This is a genomic window from Gordonia sp. (in: high G+C Gram-positive bacteria), assembly GCF_049647785.1.
Lineage (GTDB): Bacteria > Actinomycetota > Actinomycetes > Mycobacteriales > Mycobacteriaceae > Gordonia.
The window spans coordinates 45,452-67,506 of the sequence record NZ_JBARYI010000091.1; the positions used below are offsets into that span (position 1 = coordinate 45,452).

A 22,055-nucleotide genomic window follows, 5' to 3' on the forward strand; every position below is an offset into this window, starting at 1 on the left:
GAAAGGCCACGGAACATCGTCGAACTGCTACCGTGACGCGAAACAAACTGCTCCTGGGAGCCTTGGGTTTCCTGGTGGTGTCGCTGATCTTTGGATCGGTGTACACCACCGGGGCCTATTGGTCCGAGACCGGATCCCTCGGGACACAGACTGACATTGGGACCGGCACCATCGGTCTCAATCCGCACGGCAGTGGCGATGCCTCCTACAGTTTCGGTTCCCTCACCGGAAACAACATCGCGGTCGGCAATGTCACCGAGAAGCCGTTAACGATCGTTAATACCGGGACCACCCGAATTAAGTTCCAACTCTCCAGTGCCGGACCGGCCATCACGAGCCCCGGGTCCACAGTTACCGTGACACTGTCCGGATCCGTGGCCGGCACTTGTCCCGGCGGCACCGGCAATCTGTCGGGCGCTTTTCCGGCAACCGACACCACGGGACCGGCGACAACGATCGGTTCCCCGAACCCCGGTTTGGCGAACTGGCGGGTCCTCGACAAGGGCGGTTCCGAAAGCTGGTGTGTCCGAGCAATCCTGAAGACCCTCGGCGGCACCCTGCCCGCCGCGTACACGATCAACTTCAATTTCTCCGTCGGCCAGCTACGTCCGGGGACAAACCCATGACGACGCCTACCTCTGAGACTTCGGGCACCGAAACTCCCGGCACCGACGCCGTCGAACGCACTCCCCGCCAACGCGCGATGCACATCCTGTGGCAGACGGTCAGTTGGTTCCTGCTGGCGGCCGCCTTCGCCATGCTGTGCACGACAATTCTGATCCCCAAGATCGCGGGTGCGCGGCCATACACCGTGTTGACCGGGTCCATGAAGCCCGACTACCCGGCTGGCAGCCTGGTCGTCGTGAAGCCGCGGACCGTGTCGTCTATCCACGTTGGCGATGTCATCACCTACCAAATCGAGTCCGGTAAGGCCGATGTGGTGACGCACCGCGTGATCGAAGTCCAGGAGGGGCCCGACCAGCAGCCCCGGTTCATCACGAAGGGCGACAACAACAATGTCCCCGACGCCGAGCCGGTCCGCCCGATCCAGGTGCGCGGCGTCCTCTGGTATTCGGTCCCCTACCTCGGGTTTGTGAACACCTGGTTCACCGGCGCCAAGCGGACGATCATCGTGTTCGTCCTGGCTGGCCTGCTATTTGTTTACGGCGGCTGGCAGTTTTACGTCGACTGGCGCGACGGTCGTCGTGCCGAGGCCGAGGGCACCGATGAGACCACGGTGCCAGAGCCCGACAACACCGACACCGCTCCCCTCCGAACGGAGGTGGAGTCGTGAAGCTGCCGAACATTTCCGCCGGAATGTCGCGACGAGTTCGAGCTCTGCTTGCGTGCGGAATCTTGCTGGGCACGGGCGCAGTCGGCACCACGGCACTATGGTCGACGACGGCGGCAACAACATCGGGCCAGTTCACAACCGCTGGCGTCGAAATTATGGTGGGCCCCAGCGGCGGACCCCACAAAGCGAGTTACAACTTCACGTTCCCCGGAAACTTGCTGCCGGGCTCAACGACGGCCCAGATTGTCCAGGTCAAGAACACCGGCGGCATCCCATTCACTTTCACCTCAGCCGCGACACAGTCGGGTGTGGGAGCTTTCACGACGCTGACGGCACGACGATCGACAACTAGCGCGGTCAACATCGGTACCGGCCCCTACGGCGAACCAGCCTGCGGGACCGGCGGTGTCGCCATGGCGATGGGTACCGCGGTCGGCCCAATAGCCGCGGGCGGTGTGCAAGATATTTGCCTCGGCATCCAACTCAATGACAACACTCCCGGCTCCTACGCCAACAGCGCTGCGGCTGGCACTGTGACCGTGACCTTCACTGCGACGGCGGCATCATGACCGCGCCCATGACCCCACCGACGCGACGTCGCCAAGTTCTCGCCAATGCCGCACTGACCAGCGCAGCCATCCTCGGTACGTTCTGCATAATCCTCACCGTGCTCGCCATATCTTTCGGTATTCGACCGCTCATCTTCGAGACCAACTCCATGGCCCCGGCAGCGCCGACCGGATCCCTCGGCATTGCCCGGACCGTGCCCGCAAACACTGTCCATCCCGGCGACATCGTCACCGTCACCGCCGACAACGGCACACGCCTCACTCACCGAGTCGTCACCGTCGGTTCGTTCGCCGGGGATTCCGCAACCCTCACGTTGAAGGGCGACGCCAACAACGTTGCCGACCCCGGAAGGTACGTCACGACCACCGTCGACCGCGTCTACTGGACCGTCCCCTACCTCGGGTATGTGGTGTCGTGGTTGAAGAACCCGATGACCCTCGCCCTCGAAGCCGTCGCACTGTTGATCCTGTTGGCAATTGCGTTCGCACCGAAGCAGGGGTGGCGCAACAGTCCCGCCGGACAACGCTTCCTCGCCGGAACCGCCGCGGCGTCGGTTGTTGCGGTCGTAGTGTCGGGTGCGCAAGCTCCTGGCGAAGCCCAGGCAGCTCCACCGCTGTCGGCAACAGCGACGGGGACGATTTCGACGGGAATCCCAGCCAACCCGACGTCGATGGGCTGTTACAACACGACCACATCGATCCTGCTCCTGAGCTATTCGACCGTCGAACTCCGATGGCCCAATCCCGCCTCAAATTCCAGGTACACCTACGAACTGAGCTTCCCCGGACAGAGCCAAGCACCAGTCACAATTAACGCGGCGACTGCACCGAACCCCGCCGTCTACAAACTTGACCAGGGTCTGCTGACTGCCATCATCACCTGGCTACTCGGAGGCGGCACAATAACTGTCGTACTGACGAACACAGTGAAGAACTTCCGCTCAGCAGCAACCGTCACACAATTAATCCGCCCGACCAGTCCTGGGCAAGATGGCCTGTTAACACCGGCCGGAATCAGATGCGTTACTCCCACGAGTGGGTTCGCAGCGCGGAACGAACCGCCGAGTGAGTCAGCGACGTCGGCAGATCCGAGCACTTCAGCATCAAGTGGAGAGTCGTCAAGCTCGGCACCTTCCAGCACTGCTACGGAAAGCGCAGGACCGTCCTCCAGCGAAACATTGTCCCCGATCTCCACTGCCCCGAGTCCCCCGACGGCGACACCGACCACAACCGTCCCGAAACCAACCCTGCCGCCCGGCGGCACGACTACCGCGTCGGGCAGTTACGCCTTCTATCAAGAGGGCGGCGCGGTGATGATTCGGGACGCGTCGTCGACCGATGTGGTTTATCGGGGTAATTTCCCGGCGTCGAGTTCAGTGCGGTGGCTGCCGCAGTCCGAACAACTTGAGGTCACCGAGCCAGATGGAACGGTTGTGGTGGTGAGTCAGTCGGCTGGCGTGTGGACCGAGGCGGTCACGCCGCCTCCCCCGCCTCCGGCAGAGCCGCCACCAGCGAACGAACAGCAGCCAACCGAGCAACCGTCACGCGCACCGGCGGAGCCGACCCTGTCGAAGCCGGTTCCGGTCGCACCGTCGAGCGAGCAGCCCAGCGAGTAAAGCTAGGCGCTATCGCCAGCCTTCTTGTTGGCCGCAGCTTTCTTGCGTTCGATGTCGGCGAGTGCGCGTTCGAGTTCAGCGCGCTGCTCGGCTCCGGCTTCCCAGTCAGTCATGCGGTTCTTGACGACGCGGGCCGGTGCACCGACGGCGATGCCGTAATCCTCGATGACGCCGCGAACCACAGCGTGTGCACCCAGCACACAGCCACGTCCGACGGTCGTGTTGCGCAAGACAGTCACCTTGGCAGCAATCCACGTATCGGGACCGATGCGCACGGGGCCCTTCACGATGCCCTGATCCTTGATCGGCAGGTTCAGGTTGTCGGTGACATGGTCGAAGTCGCAGATGTAGCACCAGTCGGCAACCAGGGTGGAGCCGCCGATCTCCATGTCGAGGTACGAATTCACGACATTATTGGCACCAAAGACGGCCTTGTCGCCGATGCGCATGCTGCCCTCGTGACAGCGGATGGAGTTGCCGTCGCCGATGTGGACCCAGCGGCCAATCTCCATGCGCGCCAGTTCGGGGGTCGCGTGGATCTCAACATCCTTGCCGAGGAAGAGCATTCCGCGCAGCACGATGTGCGGGTTGGCCATCCGGAAACGGGCCAACCGGTAGTAGCGCACCAGGTACCAGGGGGTCCAGGCACGGTTGCGCTTAATCCAGCGCAGCGAGTCGAGCGTCAAAAAACGCGCCTGCTGCGGGTCGCGGCGGCGGCCGGCACGCCATCGTGAACGGTAAGACGCATTCCACATCGTGGTCATGGATCAAAACTTTAATCGACCAAACATTGAACTCGCCCATCGCACCGGTGCGCCCAGCGCCTCACCCATGGTGTTAATGCAGGCGCATTCACCCGACCAGATAGAGTCGTGCCCGAGCGTGGAGCCATGAGACCTAAGCTTCCCCGCGCATGTCAAAGGATGATCGGAGCACGATGACCCAGGCCGCACGTCGACGCTTGCGCGCGATCGGACGGATCGCCGTACTCGGAACGTTGGCCGCACTGGTGGCTACATCCTGCTCCGATGGCCATATCGACGTCCGATCGGTCCCGGCTGCCGGATGGTCGTCGTACGGCGGTAACAGTGGCAACAGCAACTACAGCCCGGCCGCTCCATCTGCCGACCTGAAGCTGTCGTGGACGCGACCCACCGGCGGCCCCGTCACCAGTCCGACCGTCATGAACGGTGGCGGCGATGTCCTCGTCACCGCCCGCACCCCGAACGGCTGTAACTTCCTGGTGCTCGATTACCGCGCGGGCCGTAAGAACTTCTGCAAGCGGATGAAGGACGGCTTCTGGGGCAACGCTCCCGTCGTCGACCAGTTCACTCAGCCGTACATCGGTGAGCCCGGCAAATTCTTGGCGCTGACCGGCGGCGGCCCTATCCGCTGGCGGATGGACGTTCCCGGTGTTCCGACGTCGGCCAAGTTTGTGAGCCCCGGCCGCATTCTGATCACGACCTCGCTGGGCCGCGTGCTGATCGCCAACTCTCAGAACGGCGACCTCGCCGCTCCGGCCCGCGACCTGTGGTCGAATGTCGCAACCGATCCGCTGACCGGCTTCGGCGATTGTGTGTCCGGCGGTCCGGGATGCGCCATTTCTGCGCCCCCTGCGGTCGACTGGGCGGGCAAGCGGATCTTCCTGAACTTCTTCCCGCAGGGCGCGAAAGCGTCGCAGGTGAAGGCCCTAAGCTACGCGCAGGTCGATGGCAAGGACGTCGTGACTGATGCGTGGGTCGCCGACCTGCCCGGCGGTGTCGTCGGACCTCCGGTTTCCTCCAACGACGGCAAGACTGTCTACGCGTTCGGTCGCGACGGCAAGATTTACGCCCTCGACGCTACCAACGGCACTGTCCGTTGGAGCTACGACAATGGCGGCTACGGCTTCGGCACCATGTCCGTCTCCCCCGACGGCCTCATCATTCCGGCTGGCACCATCGGCGCGCCGCTGGTGATGCTGCACGACGATGGAGACAAGGCCACCGAGGTAGCCCGACGCGACGACCTGCAGACGGCGGGACTGGCAACGGTGACCGCCTCAGGAACCGCGTGGGCCGTTATTCGTCAGGGCCCCGAACTGGAATTGGCCCTCGCAGAAATCGACACCAAGACCGGCAAAACCAAGCGCACCCTGCCGATGCCCGAAGCGAAGGGCTTCGCGACCGGCGTCGCCGTGTCGCCCTACGGCCAGCTCGCTGTCACGACCAACATCGGCAAGGTTTACTACTACGCCGCCGACTAGCAGGCATTCCGCTGGACGAAAAGGGTCCGCCCAAGCCAAAAATGGCTGGGCGGACCTTTCTTGTCCGTGATCGCTACCCCGGGTTTCGTCCTTACTGGGTGCGTCCCTATCGGGGTGCGTCGCCCGTGATGTTGCAAACCCAGCCGCCGGAGGATCCCGGAATCAGGTAACCGGGTGCACCACTCTGATCGGTGCACGGATGCCCGCCCGGATCATCGTCGTGAGTGGCGTGCGGCTGTGTCGTGGCCTGCGGTGCGTCACCAGTGATGTTGCAAACCCACCCGCCAGAAGACCCCGGAATCAGGTAACCGGGTGCACCACTCTGATCGGTGCACGGATGCCCACCCGGATCATCGTCCTGCTCTGGTTGGGCTTTAGGGGTCGTGTGATGCGGTGCTGGAACTGGCGCAACGTTCGACGCTTCCGGCTTCGGATTCTGCGGAGTGGTGACTGCGGGCGTCGAAGACATCGTGGTCGTCGTTGCCGAAGCCGCTGTCGTTGGACTGCTCGCCGACGAGGTCGTCGTGTCTGAATCACCGGACCCGCACGCACCAACTAACAGCGCCATGGCAAACAGGCCCGCAGCGAGCCCAGACTGTCTCACGTTCATCGAAAAACTCCTCAAACAGATGGGTTTGTTCCAGCTCTCGGTCTGCCGTTCACTCAGTCACGTTGGGCGGTAAATGCCGCCCGGCTTATCGTCTCCAATACGGTCATGAATTGGCCATTGTTGACGTCAACAATGCTGACATGATTGCCGCCCGGAATCGAGATGAACTCGGATTTGGCACCGGCTTTCCTCGCTGCGGCCACGTAATTGCGCGCGAGCACCGCCGGAACCACATGGTCGCGGTCACCAGCGATGGCAATGGTGGGAATGCTTGGATCGATGTTCTGGATGGGATCCACCATCGCGTACCGTTCAGGGGCTTCGTCGGGACTTGCGGACATGACGCCCTCGATGTATTTGTCGCCCATCGCCACGGCCTTCCGCATATCGAGGGGCCCGGCGAGGGAAATGACATTCTCCGGGCGAAACTTCGGTTTGGCGCCCACTTCGTTGTCTTCCAGGCGATGCCGCGTTCCCGACCACATCGCCAACTGCCCGCCCGCCGAATGGCCGGCGACCACCACGTCATCGGTATCGATCGCCGAGTTAGCGGCCTTCACCGCCGGAACGTAATCGAGGGCAGCCGCCACATCGGCAAAGGTCGTCGGCCATCCTCCGCCCGCACCGACCCGGCGATACTCCACGTTGTAGACGGCCAGCCCACGCTCACCAAGGCGGCGAGCGAAGTTCACGAACGAGTCCGCACCGATCTCCGATTGCCAACCACCCCCGTGAATCAGAATGACGAGTGGGACCGACGAATCGGCATGGTCGCCCTCCGGGATAAAGAGGTCAACCCAGTTCTGATCGTCATCCCGGGTGCCGGTGGTTGTTGGGTACAGATACCGCTTGGCGTCGACGTTCGTGGAGGCCTCGACTTTTGCGAAGTCGGCTGCAGCCTTGCCGGGATCCGCCTTCTGCGCTGGCGGCACCCCTGGCGTGTCCGTCGAGGAACACCCGCCGACGACGACCATCGTCGCGGTCAACAGGATGGCAATCAGCCGGTGCCGCACCGTGTTTCGCATTAGTGGACCGCCGCGTTAATCAGTGAGGTCTCGATGACCCCGTTCTCGATCCCCCAGCGCTCGGCGATCGTGCGCATCTCGCCCGAGTCGATCAGGTACTGGACCACCGTTTGAAGTACGGGCCCAAGCGTGGACCCCTTCGCGACGGGCAAACTGTACGGCAGCGTGTCGAAGGCTTGACCAACTGCTTTGATGGCCCCATTCGACCGCTCGGCGGCATACAGCGTCACCGGCGAGTCCGCCGACACGGCATCAACTTTCCCCGCGACGAGCGCTTCCATCGCCGCCCTTTCGGAACTGAACTCGACGATCTTGATCGGCTCCTCACCGACGGTTTCGCACGCCTAAGACTTGGCAGGGAGTTCGATGGTCGACTGGGTTGTCGCAGCCTCGGCACCGACCGTTGTGCCACAGGCTTCGTTGGGGTTGATGTCCGTCGACATCGCGGCCCACTGCGTGCCAGCGCGGAAGTAGGTCACCATGTCGACGACCTTTTCTCGCTCGGCCGTATCGAAGATGCCTCGAGAGGCGAGGTCGACTTGACCATTCTGGACAGCGGAAATGATTCCGGAGAATTCTTGGTCCTGAAACTGCGTCCGCAACCTGAGCGCGTTAGCAATCGCGGTGAGCATATCGATATCGAAGCCGGTGAGCTTTCCGTCGACAGAATTCACCATTGGCTCGAACGGCGTACTGGTGATGACAGTAAGCGTTCGAGATTGGCGAATCCGCTCGGGCAACCGCGCGGTAAGAGCGGCAACGTCCAGCGGCGCGACTGCAGCCGAGGACTGCGGTGATGTCGACTCCGACGGCGTGGTCTCAGTACTGCATCCGACGGCACCCACAGCCAAAACCAACGGCACAATCGCACCGAATCGCGCGATACCAGCCCACCGCAACCCAATCCGCATTCCGTTGCCTCACTAGCAAATTGAGGATGCAGCTTGGCGCCACACCAACAGGTTCATCGGCATTCGGAAATGAATGACGAAATTGCCTGCAACGCTAACAAAGACACAAATTTGACGTTGCAAATCGGAAGAATGCAGTTCCCAGCGGTCAATGCGGAAAACGCAAGCCCGGCTCGCAAAGAAAGGCGGTGCCCGCCCGACCAATTCTGGTCATAACCAACGACAGTGGCTTTGTGCCCTTAAGCTTTAATCGCTTCCGTAACTGGTCCGGATCGACATTGAGGCCGCGAACCAGGATTTCTAGACTGCCGCAATCGTGGGCGGCAAGCGCCGCCCGCAGCACCTTCTCGGTCACCCCCAACTGATCGATCACCCGAAATCCACGTTCTCCGGCGGGCACCGAGTCGCCGGTCAGATAGGCGATCTGGGGGTCCAACTGTCGCAGGCCGTGCCGGCGGGCGTAGTGCCGCACCAGGCCCGCGCGCACGACCGCCCCATCGGGGTCGACGATCCACTCGCCGATTCCGGGCTCGTCAATGTCATCGGGGTCGTCACTGGTGATCTCGAAGCTCCCACTTTCAAGGCCACCCTCACCGCGCAGGACAGTCGCGCGCCGTTGCGGGCCATCGACCCGACTCCACAGGCATGCTTCGCGCACTCCCCCGTCGAGTGAAACCACCTGAACCTGACCCTCGAACCCAAACCGTTCGCGCAGGAGGTCGTAATCCAGGCCCGGGGCGCACTTCACCACCAACGACCGCCCTTCATACGCGGCGAGCAGATCCGGCAACGGTGGGACCAGTTCGTCGAACCGGAAGGTGCGTCCGCGCGCATTTCGGCGCGCCGGATCGGCCAACACCACATCCGCGGTCGATGTCGGAGTAAGGGCGTCGCCCCGCAGCAACACCCGGGGCACTCCGGCACTCACGGAAAGGTTGTGGTCGGCCATCGATAGCCGGATCGGGTCAATGTCGCTACCGATCACGCCACCGATGCCCGGGTTGCCTGTCAGCGCCAGGAGCTCGGAACCGATGGAGCATGTCACGTCATGTACGACCGCCCCGGGGTGGCGCGCGGCAATGTCGGCGGCGCGATGCCTGGCGACGACTGTTGCGGTGGCCTGTTGCAGCGCCGCATCAGTGGCGAGAATGCGGTCGGCGTGCTCAAGCTTCACCCCGGCCCGACGCCGGACCAGGACCGTCTCGACGACGGCTGCGGCACGATCGCCATAGTTGGCGCGCAGCGTCGGCATTTCCTGCAACAACGACGCCGGAGTCAACACCAGCCCAGCCGCTTGCGTCAGCGCCTCGGTACCGGCGGCCGATCGCAAGAACTCGACGTCGTCGTAGCTGAAGTCATAACCCACCAGCCAAGCGTAGATTGCGGGACCGCAGACGGAGGTCGCGTACCGGGGAGAAAACAAAGCGGCACCGGACTTGGGAGTCCGATGCCGCTTGGAAAAGCTAAAGCTCTGGCTTACTTGGGCTCAGGCTTCACGCCGGTGATCAGCAGGTTGTAAAAGAACTCCTTCGGGACCACCTTGTCGAGGACGTTCTCGTCGAGCCAAGTCATCCGCTTCCAGCCGCCGAACGCGAAACGCGCCCAACGCCACTGCAGCTTCTCCTGCGGGACAGCAGCCTCGAAAGTACGGACCGGCCAGCCGAGCATCGCAGCTGCGAGCTCTTCCGATGCCGACTCCACCTTCACTGCACCGGCGTTGGTAGCGAGGCGCTCCAGATCGTCGGGGGTAAAAGTGTGGATGTCGACGACCGCTTCGAGTGCTGCTGCACGCGAGGACTCGTCGAGTTCGGCCTGCGGACGGCGCCAGCTCTTCAAGGGTCCGAGCTTGGTGGCGTTGGTGGTGATCCACCAGGTGGCACGGCTCATCCAGCGAGCATAGAAGTCACCGTAGGTCGACGGCTCACCGGCGAACACGAAACGACCGCCCGGCTTCAGGACGCGTAGCACCTCGCGGAGCGACTTCTCGACGTCCGGAATGTGGTGCAGCACGGCGTGACCGACGACGAGGTCGAAGGTGTTGTCCGGGTACGGGATCGACTCGGCGTCCGCAACACGACCGTCGACGTCCAGGCCGAGGTTCTCAGCGTTACGCAGCGCAACCTTCACCATGCCGGGCGACAGGTCGGTGACCGAGCCCTTGGTGGCGACACCCGACTGCATCAGGTTCAGCAGGAAGAACCCGGTACCGCAGCCCAGTTCCATAGCGTGGCCGTACGGGAGAGGTGCGTCGGGCAGGATTTTGTCGAGGCGACCGCGCGCGTAGTCGATGCAGCGCTCGTCGAATGAGATCGACCACTTGTCGTCGTAGCTCTCGGCTTCCCAGTCGTGGTACAGCACCTGGGCGAGCTTGGTGTCGTTGAAGGCGGCTTGGACCTGCTCAGCACTGGCGTGCGGGTTCGGGGCCGGATCGACCTGGTCGCTCGAGGCGGCCGAATCGGCGGTGTTCTGATCGTCGATGGCGGTCATGTCTGGTCTTTCCCTACTTTCCAGTGAATTGGGCTTTGCCGGGCCCATTGGCAACGAACGACTCCATGCCGATCGTGCGGTCGTCGGTGGCAAACAGGGAGGCGAACACCTGCTCTTCAATCTTAAGGCCAGACGCGAGATCGACATCCAGACCAGCGTCGATGGCACGTTTTGCGGCGGCGAGCGCCATCGAGGCGGCCCCCGAGAACTGACCAGCCCACTTCAAGGCCTCGTTGTACACGTCGTCGGGTGCCACAACCTGGTCGACAAGTCCGATTGCCAAGGCCTCCTCGGCACCGACGAAACGTCCGGTAAAGACGAGGTCTTTGGCGCGCGACGGTCCGATGAGGCGAGCCAGTCGTTGCGTGCCGCCACCGCCGGGGATCACCCCGAGCAGGACCTCGGGCACGCCGAGCTTGGCGTTATCGCCAGCAATGCGACGGTCGGCCCCCAGGACCACTTCGAGGCCACCGCCGAGCGCGTAGCCGGTGATAGCGGCAACGGTCGGCTTCGGAATCTCGGCGATCGCACCGAGCGCCCGCTGCAGGCGGCCCGCGATCTTCGCCATGTCGGCGTATGAAAGGTCAGTGAGTTCTTTGATGTCGGCACCAGCGGCCAGCACCTTGGGGCCGCCGTAGATGACGACGGCTTTGATGTCATCGCGGACGCTCGCCTCGTCGGCAGCTGCCGCGAGTTCGTTCTGAACCTGACGACTCAAGGCGTTCATCGGCGGACGATTCAGACGAATCGTCCCGACTCCGGGATGCTCGTCGGACGTTTCCAAGGTTACAAACTCAGGCATGACAGGCAGGTTACCGGTAAGTCAGGTCCGCATCCCAACTGGCCAGTTCGCATGTGACACCAGAATGCGCCGCAGAAGCATAGTGTGACGGGATGGGTGACGGCACGAAGGGCGACGGGTCGGTAGTCGTACAAGTGCCCGGCCCGGGCGGGATTCTGCGCGATGTTCGCATCAGCAGTCCCGACCGGATCTATTTCGCCGAGGCCGGGCACACCAAACTCGACCTCGTGAACTACTACTTGAGCGTCGCTGACGGCATCACGCGAGCCCTGTTTGAGCGACCCTGCATGCTGCACCGCTTTCCGCGCGGGACAGCTGAGAAGAAGGTTCACCAAAAGAAATTGCCTGCCGGTGCGCCGGACTGGATACAGACGGTCGATATCTTTTTCCCCCGCTATGAGCGGACCGTTTCAGAACTCTGCGTTACCGAACCGGCCGCCGTTCTATGGGCGGTCCAGATGGCGACCGTTGAATTTCACCCGTGGAACTCGCGACGTACACACGTGGAGCACCCCGACGAATGGCGGATCGATCTGGACCCCATGCCCGATGCCGATTTCGCGCGGGTCCGTCGCGTGGCCGGGGTGGTCCACGAAGTACTCGATGAACTCGGCATCGTCGGCTATCCGAAGACCTCCGGCGGCCACGGACTCCACATCTACGTTCGCATCGAACCCGAGTGGGAGTTTGCCGACGTTCGCCGGGCCGCACTCGCCTTCGGCACCGAGATAGTTCGACGACTCCCCCATGATGCAACCGTGACCTGGTGGCGCAAAGACCGTGATCCGGCGGCCGTCTTCATTGACTTCAACCAAAACGCCCGCGACCACACCATGGCCGCGGCGTACTCGATCCGCGCAAATGCTCGAGCCACGGTATCGGCACCATTGTGTTGGGACGAGATTGATGTCGCCGAACCCGACGATTTCACTGTCGCCACCATGCCAGCGCGCTACGCCGAACTCGGCGACCTGCACGCAGGCATCAACGACACCGCCTACCGCCTCGACACGCTGTTGGAATGGGCGCAACGCGACGGAGCCGACGGGAAAAACACCGACAGGGCGAAGTCGGACTAGCTTGGCGCGTTGGTGTTCTTCAGCTGGTCCATGCGACCGTCCCCGAGCGACTTCAAGTACTCGCCGGAGTCCGCGAACTGCAGGCCGTGGATACCTGTCGGGTCGGCAATTCGCGGCTCGATGGGCTCAATGACGTGCTTGGCGCCCATCAGCGCGGCAACGGTCGAAAAGCCTGCGATGGTCCGAAGCTGTGACCAGGTAGGCGGCAACAGGAAGTGCTTACCGTTGTCCCAATCACGCAGCGCCTGCTCGGCGGTCTGCCAGCCGGTCGATTCCGCTTCGGTCGTTTCGCCGTCCGCGGTCTGCCCGGCGGGCAGTTCCGCGAGGAAGAAGCGGGTGTCGTAGCGACGGCGTTCGTTTTTCGGGGTAATCCAATGCGACAGCGGAGCAAGCAGATCAGTCCGCAAGACGAGGTCGTGCTTGGTGAGGAACTCGGCAAACGATAGGTCCTTGCTGACGAGCCGATCCCGTTCGTCGGCCAGCGACGCGGGGTCGTCGTAGACGGAGTCCTCGGTGCCCGCGAGGAGCACGCCGCATTCTTCAAAGGTTTCGCGGACGGCTGCACACACCAGAGCTCGCGCGGATTCGACATCGGCGGCAAACTGTTCCGCCCACCACGTCACATCGGGTCCGGCCCAACTGATTTCGGCGTCGCGATCGCGGGCGTCGACGCCACCACCGGGAAAGACCGTCATGCCGCCGGCAAACGCCATCTGCTGCACGCGGCGCTGCAGGAACACCTCGATGCCATCGTTCGAGTCGCGAACCAGCACCACGGTCGACGCATCCCGCAGGGGCACCGACTCCGACTCGTTTTCCACGAACATCGCTAACTCCTTAAACCACGATCAGCACCGAGCAAGCGCTCGGTTCGGTGATGTGACCATAACCCGGCCCTTGCGACTGCGGATCAGAACCCTATCCCTCGGCCCGGCGATGCCCACCGGCACGACGAGCCCGGCGGGCAAAGTAGCGACCGTCCTCGACGGTCAGGGCAATGTTCTGACGGAAAGTCGTCGTCAGATTCTCAGCGGTGAGCGCCTCGTCGAGCGGTCCCTGTGCGGTGACCCCACCCTCGGACAGCATCATGATGTTGGTGAAGCCCGGCGGGATCTCTTCGACGTGATGGGTAATTAGCACCAGCGCGGGCGCGTCCGGATCCTGCGCGAGGTTGCTGAGACGGTCGACGAGTTCTTCACGACCACCGAGGTCCAGGCCCGCTGCCGGTTCGTCGAGCAGCAGCATCTCGGGGTCGGTCATCAATCCGCGCGCAATCAGGACTCGCTTGCGTTCACCTTCGGACAGGGTGCCGAAGGTGCGGTCGGCGAGATGCTCAGCCCCCATCGACTCCAGAATGTTGGTGGCTTGCTCGCGGTCAGTCTCGTCGTACTCCTCGCGCCACCGGCCCAGCACTGCGTACCCAGCGGAAATCACCAGATCGGAGACCAGTTCGTCGGCGGGGATGCGCCCGGCCATCGCCGAGCTGACGACACCAACCCGAACCGCGAGTTCCCGCACGTCAACATGACCAAGTTGCTCGCCCAGCACAAAGGCGTCGCCGCGAGTGGGGAACTCCATGGCCGCGGCCATGCGCAACAGTGAGGTCTTACCCGCGCCGTTGGGTCCGATGATGACCCACCGCTCGTCGAGTTCGACCTGCCAATTCACCGGCCCAACAAGCGTTTTCCCGCCGCGGATCAATTCCACGTCGCGAAAGTCAATGAGGAGGTCGGGGTCAGAAGTCAGTTCGGTCACGACCTCCATGTTGCCGGATCCGTCACTGTTTCGGCGCAGCGGAATACAAACGTGTCGTCGCGGGCTGAATCTAGCGTGACCGAAACCGTTAATTCTCCCCAATCTCAGTCCTCGCCGGCCTCGCGTGTTCCGTATTCGCTTCTTGACCTTGCCCAGGTAGGACCTGGCGAGACCGTCGCCGAATCGTTGAAGCATTCGCAACGCCTCGCCGAATTTGCCGACGGGACCGGCTATCAGCGCCTCTGGTACGCCGAGCACCACAACATGCCCGCGATTGCCTCGGCGGCACCGGCAGTGCTGATCGCGCACATGGCCGCACGCACTTCTCGAATCCGCCTCGGTGCCGGCGGAGTGATGCTGCCGAACCATTCACCGCTCGCCATCGCCGAGCAGTTCGGCACCCTCGCCGAGTTGCATCCCAACCGCATTGATTTGGGACTGGGTCGTGCTCCCGGCGGCGACGCCCCCACTTTCACCGCATTGCGTCGCACACCTGCAACATCGGAGAACTTTCCCGGCGATGTCGTCGAATTGCAGCGGTACTTCGCTGGCCAATCCGTCCACGGGGTAATCGCTAACCCCGGAGCCAACACTCACGTGCCGCTCTACATTCTGGGATCGTCACTCTTTGGTGCACAGTTGGCCGCCACGCTGGGTCTCCCCTACGCTTTTGCCTCACATTTTGCGCCCCGGGCGCTAGAACAGGCAATTGCGATCTACCGCCAGGACTTCCGTCCGGCCGAACTGCCCGACGGTGGGGCCACCGAGCCGTACGTGATGGCTGCGGTGACCGTGATCGCCGACGACGATGCGGCGCTGGCCCACGAACAACTACGTGAGGCAAAACTGCAGCGCATCAAGTTCCTCTTTAATCGGGGACGCAACCTCACCGACGATGAGGCCGAAATGCTGCTCGATGGCCCCCAAGGCGCGCAGGTCGACGAGATGCTGCACTACGCCGCGGTAGGCACCACCGACGATGTCCTCGCCGACCTCGACCGGTTCACCGCCCATACCGGTGCCGACGAGTTGATTCTCGCACCCCTCGCCAATGACCGCGATATCTGGTTTGGGACTGTCGAAAAGCTAGCCCCGGCACTCGAGGCGTAGGTCCCGGTTGCGCTCTGTAGCCTCGATCTCGTGCAGGTAAGCGATCAATACCGGCGTCTCGTCGCCGATCTCGGCAGGTACGACGACCCCGAAGACCCGGAGAATGTGCAAGCCATGCAGATGGCACTGCATATCGAGAAGGCCACCCCACCCGACCGGCATCAACTGCTGGTGGCGGCGGCACGTGCGGTTGCACAGTTGTGCCTGGATCCTCGGGTTGCGGCCGAGGGCGAGTGGGCTGGGGCCATGGATGCTTGGACCGACGCCCGGATTCGCAAGATCGCCCGCCGGGCACGCGGCGCACATTGGGTTGCCGCACAAGATGTTCCGGGTGTCACCGCAGAGAACGGCGGGGCAGCGGCACGGGCGTACGTGCCGAGCCGGATCGGCGACGTCGACAAGCGGGTGTCGAAACTCCAGATCGGCGGCACCGACGTCGAAGGTGAGCTGCCGGGCGACGACGCCTCACCCGGCCCGACCGGCGGGCTGATCCTCTGGGTCAATCCATACCTGGACATGACTGTCGGCAAGCTTGCCGCTCAGGTTGGACATGCGTCGATGCTCGGCGTCCGTTTAATGACCGAGCAGGAGGCCGACGATTGGTACACGGCTGGCTGCCCTCTCGACGTCGCGCTCCCCAGCAAAGACAGGTGGGCCACGCTCAGCAAGGCCGCCGACCGCGGTGAGGCGATCGCCGTCCATGACGCAGGCTTCACCGAGATTGCTCCCGGTTCGATATCGGTTATCGCGACCCGCTAGTTGTCGTCAGTCGATGGGGACCCGGCGGATCCCGCCGTCCGCGCTGTCGGCTGCCTCGACCTCCTCGCGGGTCACGCCCAACATAAACAGCACGGCATCGAGGTAGGGGTAGTCGAGGGTAGTGTCGGCGACCTCGCGCAGTGCGGGCTTCGCATTGAAAGCGATGCCCAATCCGGCGGCGGTCAGCATGTCGATATCGTTGGCACCGTCACCGACGGCGACGGTCTGCTCCATCGGGACGCCCCGCTCTTCAGCAAAGGCCGCCAGCGCACGGGCCTTACCCGGACGGTCGACCACTTCACCGATCACCTGACCGGTCAACTTGCCGTCGACGATCTCCAGGGTGTTGGCCCGGACAAAGTCGATGCCCAGCTCTTCCGCTAGGGGTTCGATGACCTGGCGGAATCCACCCGACACCAAACCGCAGTGGTAGCCGAGTCGATTCAGAGTACGGATCGTGGTCCGAGCCCCCGGGGTCAGCTCGAGGGATGCGGCGACGTTCGCAATCACGTCCTCATCCAGCCCAGCGAGCGCCTTGACTCGCTCGTGCAGCGAATCCGCAAAGTCGAGTTCGCCGCGCATCGCCGCTTCGGTAACCGCCGCGACCTCCGCCTCGCGGCCAGCCTTTGCCGCCAGCATCTCGATGACTTCACCCTGGATCAGGGTGGAGTCGACGTCGAAGACAATGACGCGCTTAGCGCGCCGCGCCAAGCCGCTGCGTTCCACTGAAATATTGATCGGATGCTTCGCCGCGACCGCGCCCAAGCATTCGCGGAGCAGCGCGTCACCGCTTGAGCCGACGGTGATCATAAGTTCGAGACCCGTCAACGGATAGTCAGCGATGCCGCGAATCGAATCAATATTGGCACCGCACGAATGCAGTTCGCCCGCCACTGCCTTGAACGCGAGCGCCGAGATCGGACGTCCGAGCAAGACCACAGCGTGCGTCGACGGCGCCAGCGCCTTGCCCGGCGGATCCAAATTGATCTCCACCTGCATCCCACGCTGATCCATCTGAATCGACACCGCTTCTTGGAGGTCATCCAGATCGCCCGCCGTCGCCACAAGGACACCGAGCGTCAAGTGATTGTGAATGACAACCTGTTCGACATCCAGCAGGTCCACACCGACCGACGACAGGGTTCCCATGAGAGACGAGGTGACACCGGGCTTATCGGGACCGCTCACCGTGATGAGCACCGTGCGCTTCGAATCGATCAATTCCACCAGTCAAGTATGGCCGGTCGGTTCGGGAACTGCGCGGGGAGGTCAGCCAAAGCAATCGAACGCGCCAACGTACCTCGGGGTGCGGAGAACTCGGGTGCGGGCCCTTCGTCAGCTTTTTGCGTCGACCGCCACCGGAGGCAGTCCCTGAAGCTCCTTCAGAACTGCCGGATCCTGTAGTTCCAGCCAGGAGACCAGATCGGTGTAGGTGGCGCAAATGGTCTCCGGATTGCCACAGACATCACGCATGAACTGCCAGGTCGCCGGATTGAACGCGTTTCCGCTCCAGTCGTTGAAATGGTTGGCGACGACAATCGGTGCCCGGTTGCCCGCGTAGGCACGTTTGTACATGTAGTTGTAAGTCCCGCGGACCATTCTGCTGATCTTGGGCGCTTGTTTCGGTGTGTTTTTTGCGCCGTTATAGGTCATCCAGAAATTGAAGTCGAGCGCGGTTTGCCGAGCCTTCAACGCAGGCGAGTAGACGTACGGCACCGGAAATTCCCAGATTCCGCGGGTCTTCGACGGCCAGTAAATGCCGGGCTTCGCCGCGGGCATCGATGAGTCCCATGTCATTTGGTGGGCGCGCAGAGCCGGAAAGAGTTTCTCTGGAGAACCCTCAAGGCACTGTGTTCGGCCACCTTTGACCGCCCCCGGACCAAATGCGAGGTCAGGACCGTCGTTGATGCCGGTATTGCGACGCCAGTTTTGCATGAGCGAGAAGAACTGGTTGAGTTCGTTCTTCCAGTCACCGGCTGTCCAGTCTTTACCGGGGTACTTCGTGCCAGCACAGAAGTGGCCGACGAAGTGGGTGCCCATCTCGTGACCGGCGTACCAGGTGCGGTTCAAGTAGCCGATCTGTTCGCGGACTTCTTTTCTCGTGCCTCCGAACGGCAGTGCCGACTCGCCGGGAAGATGCCCCGGTCCCCGATACCGTTTGCTCGCTCGGTCGGTGAGGAAGTACAGCCCGGTCATCAACGCGGTGAACCGGGCTCCGGACTCCTCGGCAGCCTTCAGAAACTCATCCCAGTTCGGTGAGACGCCCACGCCGTCGAAAGAAAACAGAACGAATTGCGGCGGCTTCTCCCCCGGTGCCAACTTCCGCATCGGAACGTTGGACGGGACCCGCGTTGGCAGCGCTGGTGCCACCACGGCAGGCGTCGTGGAAGTCGACTCAAGCGGTGCGGCCTCAGCCTTGAACGACGGAGCACATCCACTGACGAACAGTGAAATTGCGGCCACAACTGCCGCAATGAAGCGGGTGCGCGAAGAATCTCCGGAAATGCCAGCGGCCTATCTCGATAGTCGGCGTCAGCTCTGAACTGCCATCAACCGGGCACGCCTCTGCAGTTCGGTGATCGTCGAGCAAACGTTGGGACAACGCTCTATTGAGTCTGAAAGTAGCCGACATCACCGGTAACTCCAATAGATAACTCACCAATCTGGCCGATCCGCACAATCAGACGACACTTTCCCATCAATTTCTCGCCATGGATGCAAAGACAGGATGCAAAAACAGTCAGGCCCATCCGAGTTTCCTCGGACGGGCCTGACTGCAGTGGTTCTACTCCACTAGCGCAAACCGACTAGTGGTTGGCGTTGCTACTGCCCCAACCGACATGGGCTTCGGAACGCATGCGCTCCACCATGTGCGGGTAGTGCAGCTCGAATGCCGGGCGCTCCGAGCGGATGCGAGGCAGCTCAGTGAAGTTGTGGCGCGGCGGCGGGCAGCTGGTGGCCCACTCGAGTGCGTTGCCGAAGCCCCAGGGGTCATCGACGGTGACAACTTCGCCGTAGCGGTAGCTCTTGAAGACGTTCCACACGAACGGCAGGGTCGACAGACCCAGGATGAACGCGCCGAGCGTCGAAATCATGTTCAGCGTGGTGAAACCGTCCGACGGCAGGTAGTCGGCGTAGCGACGCGGCATGCCCTCGTTACCGAGCCAGTGCTGGACCAGGAACGTGGTGTGGAAGCCGATGAAGGTCAACCAGAAGTGCCACTTGCCGAGCGTCTCGTCGAGCATGCGTCCGGTCATCTTCGGGAACCAGAAGTAGATACCCGAGAAGGTGGCGAACACGATCGTGCCGAAGAGGACGTAGTGGAAGTGCGCGACCACGAAGTAGGTGTCCGAGACGTGGAAGTCCAAGGGCGGGCTGGCGAGCAGAACGCCGGTCAGGCCACCGAACAGGAAGGTGACGATGAAGCCAATGGCAAACAGCATCGGGGTTTCGAACGTTATTCGACCCTTCCACATGGTGCCGATCCAGTTGAAGAACTTCACGCCCGTCGGGACGGCGATCAGGAACGTCATGAACGAGAAGAACGGCAGCAGGATGGAGCCGGTCACGTACATGTGGTGAGCCCAGACGGCCACCGACAGTGCGGCGATAGCGAGGGTTGCGTACACCAGGCCCGAGTAGCCGAATGTGGGCTTACGGGAGAAGACCGGGAAGACCTCCGAGACGATGCCGAAGAACGGAATCGCGATGACGTAGACCTCGGGGTGACCGAAGAACCAGAACAGGTGCTGCCACAGGATGACGCCACCGTTGGCGGGGTCGTACAGGTGAGCGCCGAACTGGCGGTCAACTTCCAGGCCAAGCAGAGCAGCGGTCAGCAGCGGGAAGATCAGCAAGATCAGGACGCTGGTCACCAGGATGTTCCAGGTGAAGATCGGCATGCGGAACATGGTCATGCCCGGTGCGCGCAAGCACACGACGGTAGTGATCATGTTGACCGCACCAAGGATGGTGCCCAGACCCGCAACACCCAGACCCATGATCCACAGGTCGGCGCCCATGCCCGGCGCGTGAACAGCGTCGGTCAGCGGGGTGTAGGCGGTCCAACCGAAGTCAGCGGCACCACCCGGGGTCAGGAAGCCACCGAGGGCGACCAGGTTGCCGAAGAGGAACAACCAGTAGCCCATCGCGTTCAGACGCGGGAATGCCACGTCGGGCGCGCCAATCTGGAGCGGCAAAACAAAGTTGGCAAAGCCGATCACGATCGGGGTTGCGTACATCAGCAGCATCACCGTGCCGTGCATGGTGAACAACTGGTTGAACTGCTCATTCGAGAGGAACTGAAGGCCCGGATGGGTCAGTTCTACACGCATGAGCAGCGCCATCAGTCCGCCTACCAGGAAGAAGGCGATACAGGTGGTGATGTACATCATGCCGATCATCTTGTGATCGGTTGTCGTGATGAGCTTGTAGAAGAACGAGCCCTTGGGCTTGACGCGGGCCGGATACGGCCTTTCCGCCTCAAGCCGGGTCGTCGGTTGGTCTACCGCGGTCACAGATTCCTCCTCCTCGGCGCCACTGGCCGACATCTGGGCATTGCGGCCCAAATCGCTGCTGTCGTGCCAACACTGGCGCTAGCGCTACGTACTGATCGTAAACCAGACCGGAGCACTATTCCGACTGGGTCCTACGTTCTGTCGTATTTCCACATTAGCCCCGCGTGATCGTTGCTGGTAGCCCCCATTCGCAGCGAGTCGTCGATGCTAGCGTGGGCGAGTGTCATTCAAGCTCACCAGATTTCCGTGCCCGAACTTTTCGCTGCGCCGCGCGGCCACCCTCACCGCGACCGCCGCGCTGGCAGTCGGCCTAAGTTCATGCGCGAGTGACGATGGCCTCCTCCGCACCCCGGACGGTTCGATCATTTCGACGACCGTGACCCGGATTGCCGAGGTAAACGTGGTTAACCCAGGTCGCGATTACAGCAAAACGTGCCTGGCTCCGACGGCCCCGGATGCGGGTAAAGCCGATGTGACGCGGATTGTCGTCACCGACCCGGCTCTGCTGGATGCCCTGTGCGCGCTTGGGATGGGCCCACAGGTGAAGGGCATCACGGCGAACCCTGGATCTGTGCCGGAGTATCTCGGCCCGCAGTTGACGGCAATCCCGGCACTGGGCGACGCGCCGAGCGCCGAGGCGGTCAAGGACGCAGCGCCCGAATTGGTGATCGCCTCCCCCGCGACGGCAAACAAGTTGGCGGCACTGACCGACACCGGTGCGCTCGGTCGCGCGAGAACGGTGACAGTCGAACCTGCCGGCGATTGGCAGGAATCGTTCCGCAACGTCGCAGGGGCCGTTAACCGGACCTCTGCGGCGAATGATCGCCTCGCCGACTTCGACAAGGAAGCAGCGCGCATCGGCCAAGTGCTGGATGCGCCCCACAGCGAGGTGTCCCTGGTCCGATTCACCGGTGACGCCGAACTTATCGAAGGCACGTCGTCGTTCGGAGCGCAGATTTTGGCGCAGATCGGGGTGACCCGGCCGACCGCGCAACGAACCCCGGAAACTGTTCCGGCGACCGACACCAACTTCACCGATGCTGATGCAGATCTTATTTATGTCAGTTACGACGGCGATGCTGGCTTGGCACGCGGCAAAGAAGTCCAGATGAGTGACCGCTGGCTCGACATGGGCGCCCCCACGTGGACTCGTGTCTTGTCCGTCAATGACACCATTTGGTACCGATCGTCTGGTCTCGCGGCGGCCTGGCTTGTCCTCAACGATGTGAAGGACTCGCTCAACAGCAGTTCGGGAGGATAGCCGTTAACCCGGAGA

22 protein-coding genes are annotated in these 22,055 nt (G+C 62.7%); 9 read left to right on the plus strand and 13 right to left on the minus strand.

The window, feature by feature from the left end:
- The first annotated feature begins 32 nt into the window (after positions 1–32).
- The 4 genes from WBA38_RS16040 to WBA38_RS16055 are packed head-to-tail and all read left to right on the plus strand — an operon-like array spanning position 33 to position 3,479.
- Complete coding sequence (locus WBA38_RS16040) at positions 33–626, plus strand: hypothetical protein (protein WP_424294132.1); 594 nt, start codon at positions 33–35, stop codon at positions 624–626.
- Positions 623–1,294 (plus strand): signal peptidase I, encoded by a 672-nt coding sequence (locus tag WBA38_RS16045; protein WP_424323113.1) that lies wholly within the window; start codon positions 623–625, stop codon positions 1,292–1,294. Before WBA38_RS16040 ends, WBA38_RS16045 begins: the two co-directional genes overlap by 4 nt.
- Complete coding sequence (locus WBA38_RS16050) at positions 1,291–1,863, plus strand: hypothetical protein (RefSeq protein ID WP_424323114.1); 573 nt, start codon at positions 1,291–1,293, stop codon at positions 1,861–1,863. Before WBA38_RS16045 ends, WBA38_RS16050 begins: the two co-directional genes overlap by 4 nt.
- Positions 1,864–1,871: 8 nt before the next feature.
- Entirely contained in the window at positions 1,872–3,479 is a 1,608-nt protein-coding gene (locus WBA38_RS16055; RefSeq protein WP_424323115.1) for a signal peptidase I, read from the plus strand.
- Between the two features lie 2 nt (positions 3,480–3,481).
- Here the strand turns inward: WBA38_RS16055 and WBA38_RS16060 are convergent, their stop codons facing one another.
- Positions 3,482–4,243: an acyltransferase gene (locus WBA38_RS16060; RefSeq protein WP_424294127.1), complete on the minus strand. Its 762-nt coding sequence runs from the start codon at positions 4,241–4,243 to the stop codon at positions 3,482–3,484.
- A gap of 149 nt (positions 4,244–4,392) precedes the next feature.
- Here WBA38_RS16060 and WBA38_RS16065 point away from each other — a divergent pair, with 149 nt between their 5' ends.
- Positions 4,393–5,724: a PQQ-binding-like beta-propeller repeat protein gene (locus WBA38_RS16065; protein WP_424323116.1), complete on the plus strand. Its 1,332-nt coding sequence runs from the start codon at positions 4,393–4,395 to the stop codon at positions 5,722–5,724.
- 106 nt (positions 5,725–5,830) lie between these two features.
- Here the strand turns inward: WBA38_RS16065 and WBA38_RS16070 are convergent, their stop codons facing one another.
- From WBA38_RS16070 to WBA38_RS16100, 7 genes are all read right to left on the minus strand, one after another.
- A complete protein-coding gene (locus tag WBA38_RS16070; RefSeq protein WP_424294124.1) occupies positions 5,831–6,334 on the minus strand; it encodes a hypothetical protein in 504 nt (167 codons plus the stop codon).
- 53 nt (positions 6,335–6,387) lie between these two features.
- Positions 6,388–7,359 (minus strand): alpha/beta hydrolase family protein, encoded by a 972-nt coding sequence (locus WBA38_RS16075; RefSeq protein WP_424294123.1) that lies wholly within the window; start codon positions 7,357–7,359, stop codon positions 6,388–6,390.
- Positions 7,359–7,640 (minus strand): hypothetical protein, encoded by a 282-nt coding sequence (locus WBA38_RS16080; protein ID WP_424323117.1) that lies wholly within the window; start codon positions 7,638–7,640, stop codon positions 7,359–7,361. The genes WBA38_RS16075 and WBA38_RS16080 overlap by 1 nt, the downstream gene beginning before the upstream one ends.
- Positions 7,641–7,703: 63 nt before the next feature.
- A complete protein-coding gene (locus tag WBA38_RS16085; RefSeq protein WP_424323118.1) occupies positions 7,704–8,270 on the minus strand; it encodes a transporter substrate-binding domain-containing protein in 567 nt (188 codons plus the stop codon).
- A gap of 148 nt (positions 8,271–8,418) precedes the next feature.
- Complete coding sequence (locus WBA38_RS16090; protein WP_424323119.1) at positions 8,419–9,636, minus strand: THUMP-like domain-containing protein; 1,218 nt, start codon at positions 9,634–9,636, stop codon at positions 8,419–8,421.
- A gap of 110 nt (positions 9,637–9,746) precedes the next feature.
- On the minus strand, positions 9,747–10,757 hold the full coding sequence (locus tag WBA38_RS16095; protein ID WP_424293381.1) for a class I SAM-dependent methyltransferase: 1,011 nt from the start codon (positions 10,755–10,757) through the stop codon (positions 9,747–9,749).
- A 13-nt stretch (positions 10,758–10,770) separates the two neighbouring features.
- Positions 10,771–11,559 carry an enoyl-CoA hydratase/isomerase family protein gene (locus tag WBA38_RS16100; RefSeq protein WP_424293382.1) on the minus strand — a complete coding sequence of 263 codons (789 nt, stop codon included), beginning with the start codon at positions 11,557–11,559 and terminating at the stop codon, positions 10,771–10,773.
- 92 nt (positions 11,560–11,651) lie between these two features.
- On the opposite strand from WBA38_RS16100, the gene ligD reads away from it, so the two are divergent.
- Positions 11,652–12,638: a non-homologous end-joining DNA ligase gene (gene ligD / locus WBA38_RS16105; RefSeq protein WP_424293383.1), complete on the plus strand. Its 987-nt coding sequence runs from the start codon at positions 11,652–11,654 to the stop codon at positions 12,636–12,638.
- Here the strand turns inward: ligD and WBA38_RS16110 are convergent.
- Positions 12,635–13,465: an NUDIX hydrolase gene (locus WBA38_RS16110; RefSeq protein WP_424293384.1), complete on the minus strand. Its 831-nt coding sequence runs from the start codon at positions 13,463–13,465 to the stop codon at positions 12,635–12,637. The two genes, ligD and WBA38_RS16110, sit on opposite strands and share 4 nt — an antisense overlap.
- 91 nt (positions 13,466–13,556) lie before the next feature.
- Positions 13,557–14,393, minus strand: a complete 837-nt coding sequence (locus WBA38_RS16115; RefSeq protein ID WP_424293385.1) for an ABC transporter ATP-binding protein — start codon at positions 14,391–14,393, stop codon at positions 13,557–13,559.
- 75 nt (positions 14,394–14,468) lie between these two features.
- On the opposite strand from WBA38_RS16115, the gene WBA38_RS16120 reads away from it, so the two are divergent.
- Together WBA38_RS16120 and WBA38_RS16125 are read left to right on the plus strand one after the other, a co-directional pair.
- Entirely contained in the window at positions 14,469–15,503 is a 1,035-nt protein-coding gene (locus WBA38_RS16120) for an LLM class flavin-dependent oxidoreductase (RefSeq protein WP_424293386.1), read from the plus strand.
- Between the two features lie 30 nt (positions 15,504–15,533).
- Positions 15,534–16,262, plus strand: coding sequence for a peptidyl-tRNA hydrolase (locus WBA38_RS16125; RefSeq protein ID WP_424293387.1), 729 nt, complete (start codon positions 15,534–15,536; stop codon positions 16,260–16,262).
- Between the two features lie 6 nt (positions 16,263–16,268).
- On the opposite strand, the gene serB is transcribed toward WBA38_RS16125, so the two are convergent.
- From serB to ctaD, 3 genes are all read right to left on the minus strand, one after another.
- Complete coding sequence (gene serB, locus WBA38_RS16130) at positions 16,269–17,489, minus strand: phosphoserine phosphatase SerB (RefSeq protein WP_424293388.1); 1,221 nt, start codon at positions 17,487–17,489, stop codon at positions 16,269–16,271.
- Positions 17,490–17,597: 108 nt separating this feature from the next.
- Positions 17,598–18,725 (minus strand): polysaccharide deacetylase, encoded by a 1,128-nt coding sequence (locus tag WBA38_RS16135; RefSeq protein ID WP_424293389.1) that lies wholly within the window; start codon positions 18,723–18,725, stop codon positions 17,598–17,600.
- A 344-nt stretch (positions 18,726–19,069) separates the two neighbouring features.
- Positions 19,070–20,779: a cytochrome c oxidase subunit I gene (gene ctaD / locus WBA38_RS16140; RefSeq protein WP_424323120.1), complete on the minus strand. Its 1,710-nt coding sequence runs from the start codon at positions 20,777–20,779 to the stop codon at positions 19,070–19,072.
- 220 nt (positions 20,780–20,999) lie between these two features.
- Here ctaD and WBA38_RS16145 point away from each other — a divergent pair, with 220 nt between their 5' ends.
- Positions 21,000–22,040 (plus strand): ABC transporter substrate-binding protein, encoded by a 1,041-nt coding sequence (locus tag WBA38_RS16145; protein WP_424295487.1) that lies wholly within the window; start codon positions 21,000–21,002, stop codon positions 22,038–22,040.
- Positions 22,041–22,055: the final 15 nt, after the last annotated feature.

Bases quoted from the DNA above. Each gene is read 5' to 3' on its own strand.
- WBA38_RS16045 (WP_424323113.1), top strand. From the start codon at position 623: ATGACGACGCCTACCTCTGAGACTTCGGGCACCGAAACTCCCGGCACC.
- WBA38_RS16055 (WP_424323115.1), top strand. From the start codon at position 1,872: ATGACCCCACCGACGCGACGTCGCCAAGTTCTCGCCAATGCCGCACTG.
- WBA38_RS16060 (WP_424294127.1), bottom strand. From the start codon at position 4,243: ATGACCACGATGTGGAATGCGTCTTACCGTTCACGATGGCGTGCCGGC.
- WBA38_RS16065 (WP_424323116.1), top strand. From the start codon at position 4,393: ATGTCAAAGGATGATCGGAGCACGATGACCCAGGCCGCACGTCGACGC.
- WBA38_RS16070 (WP_424294124.1), bottom strand. From the start codon at position 6,334: ATGAACGTGAGACAGTCTGGGCTCGCTGCGGGCCTGTTTGCCATGGCG.
- WBA38_RS16075 (WP_424294123.1), bottom strand. From the start codon at position 7,359: ATGCGAAACACGGTGCGGCACCGGCTGATTGCCATCCTGTTGACCGCG.
- WBA38_RS16080 (WP_424323117.1), bottom strand. From the start codon at position 7,640: ATGGAAGCGCTCGTCGCGGGGAAAGTTGATGCCGTGTCGGCGGACTCG.
- WBA38_RS16085 (WP_424323118.1), bottom strand. From the start codon at position 8,270: ATGCGGATTGGGTTGCGGTGGGCTGGTATCGCGCGATTCGGTGCGATT.
- WBA38_RS16095 (WP_424293381.1), bottom strand. From the start codon at position 10,757: ATGACCGCCATCGACGATCAGAACACCGCCGATTCGGCCGCCTCGAGC.
- WBA38_RS16100 (WP_424293382.1), bottom strand. From the start codon at position 11,559: ATGCCTGAGTTTGTAACCTTGGAAACGTCCGACGAGCATCCCGGAGTC.
- ligD (WP_424293383.1), top strand. From the start codon at position 11,652: ATGGGTGACGGCACGAAGGGCGACGGGTCGGTAGTCGTACAAGTGCCC.
- WBA38_RS16110 (WP_424293384.1), bottom strand. From the start codon at position 13,465: ATGTTCGTGGAAAACGAGTCGGAGTCGGTGCCCCTGCGGGATGCGTCG.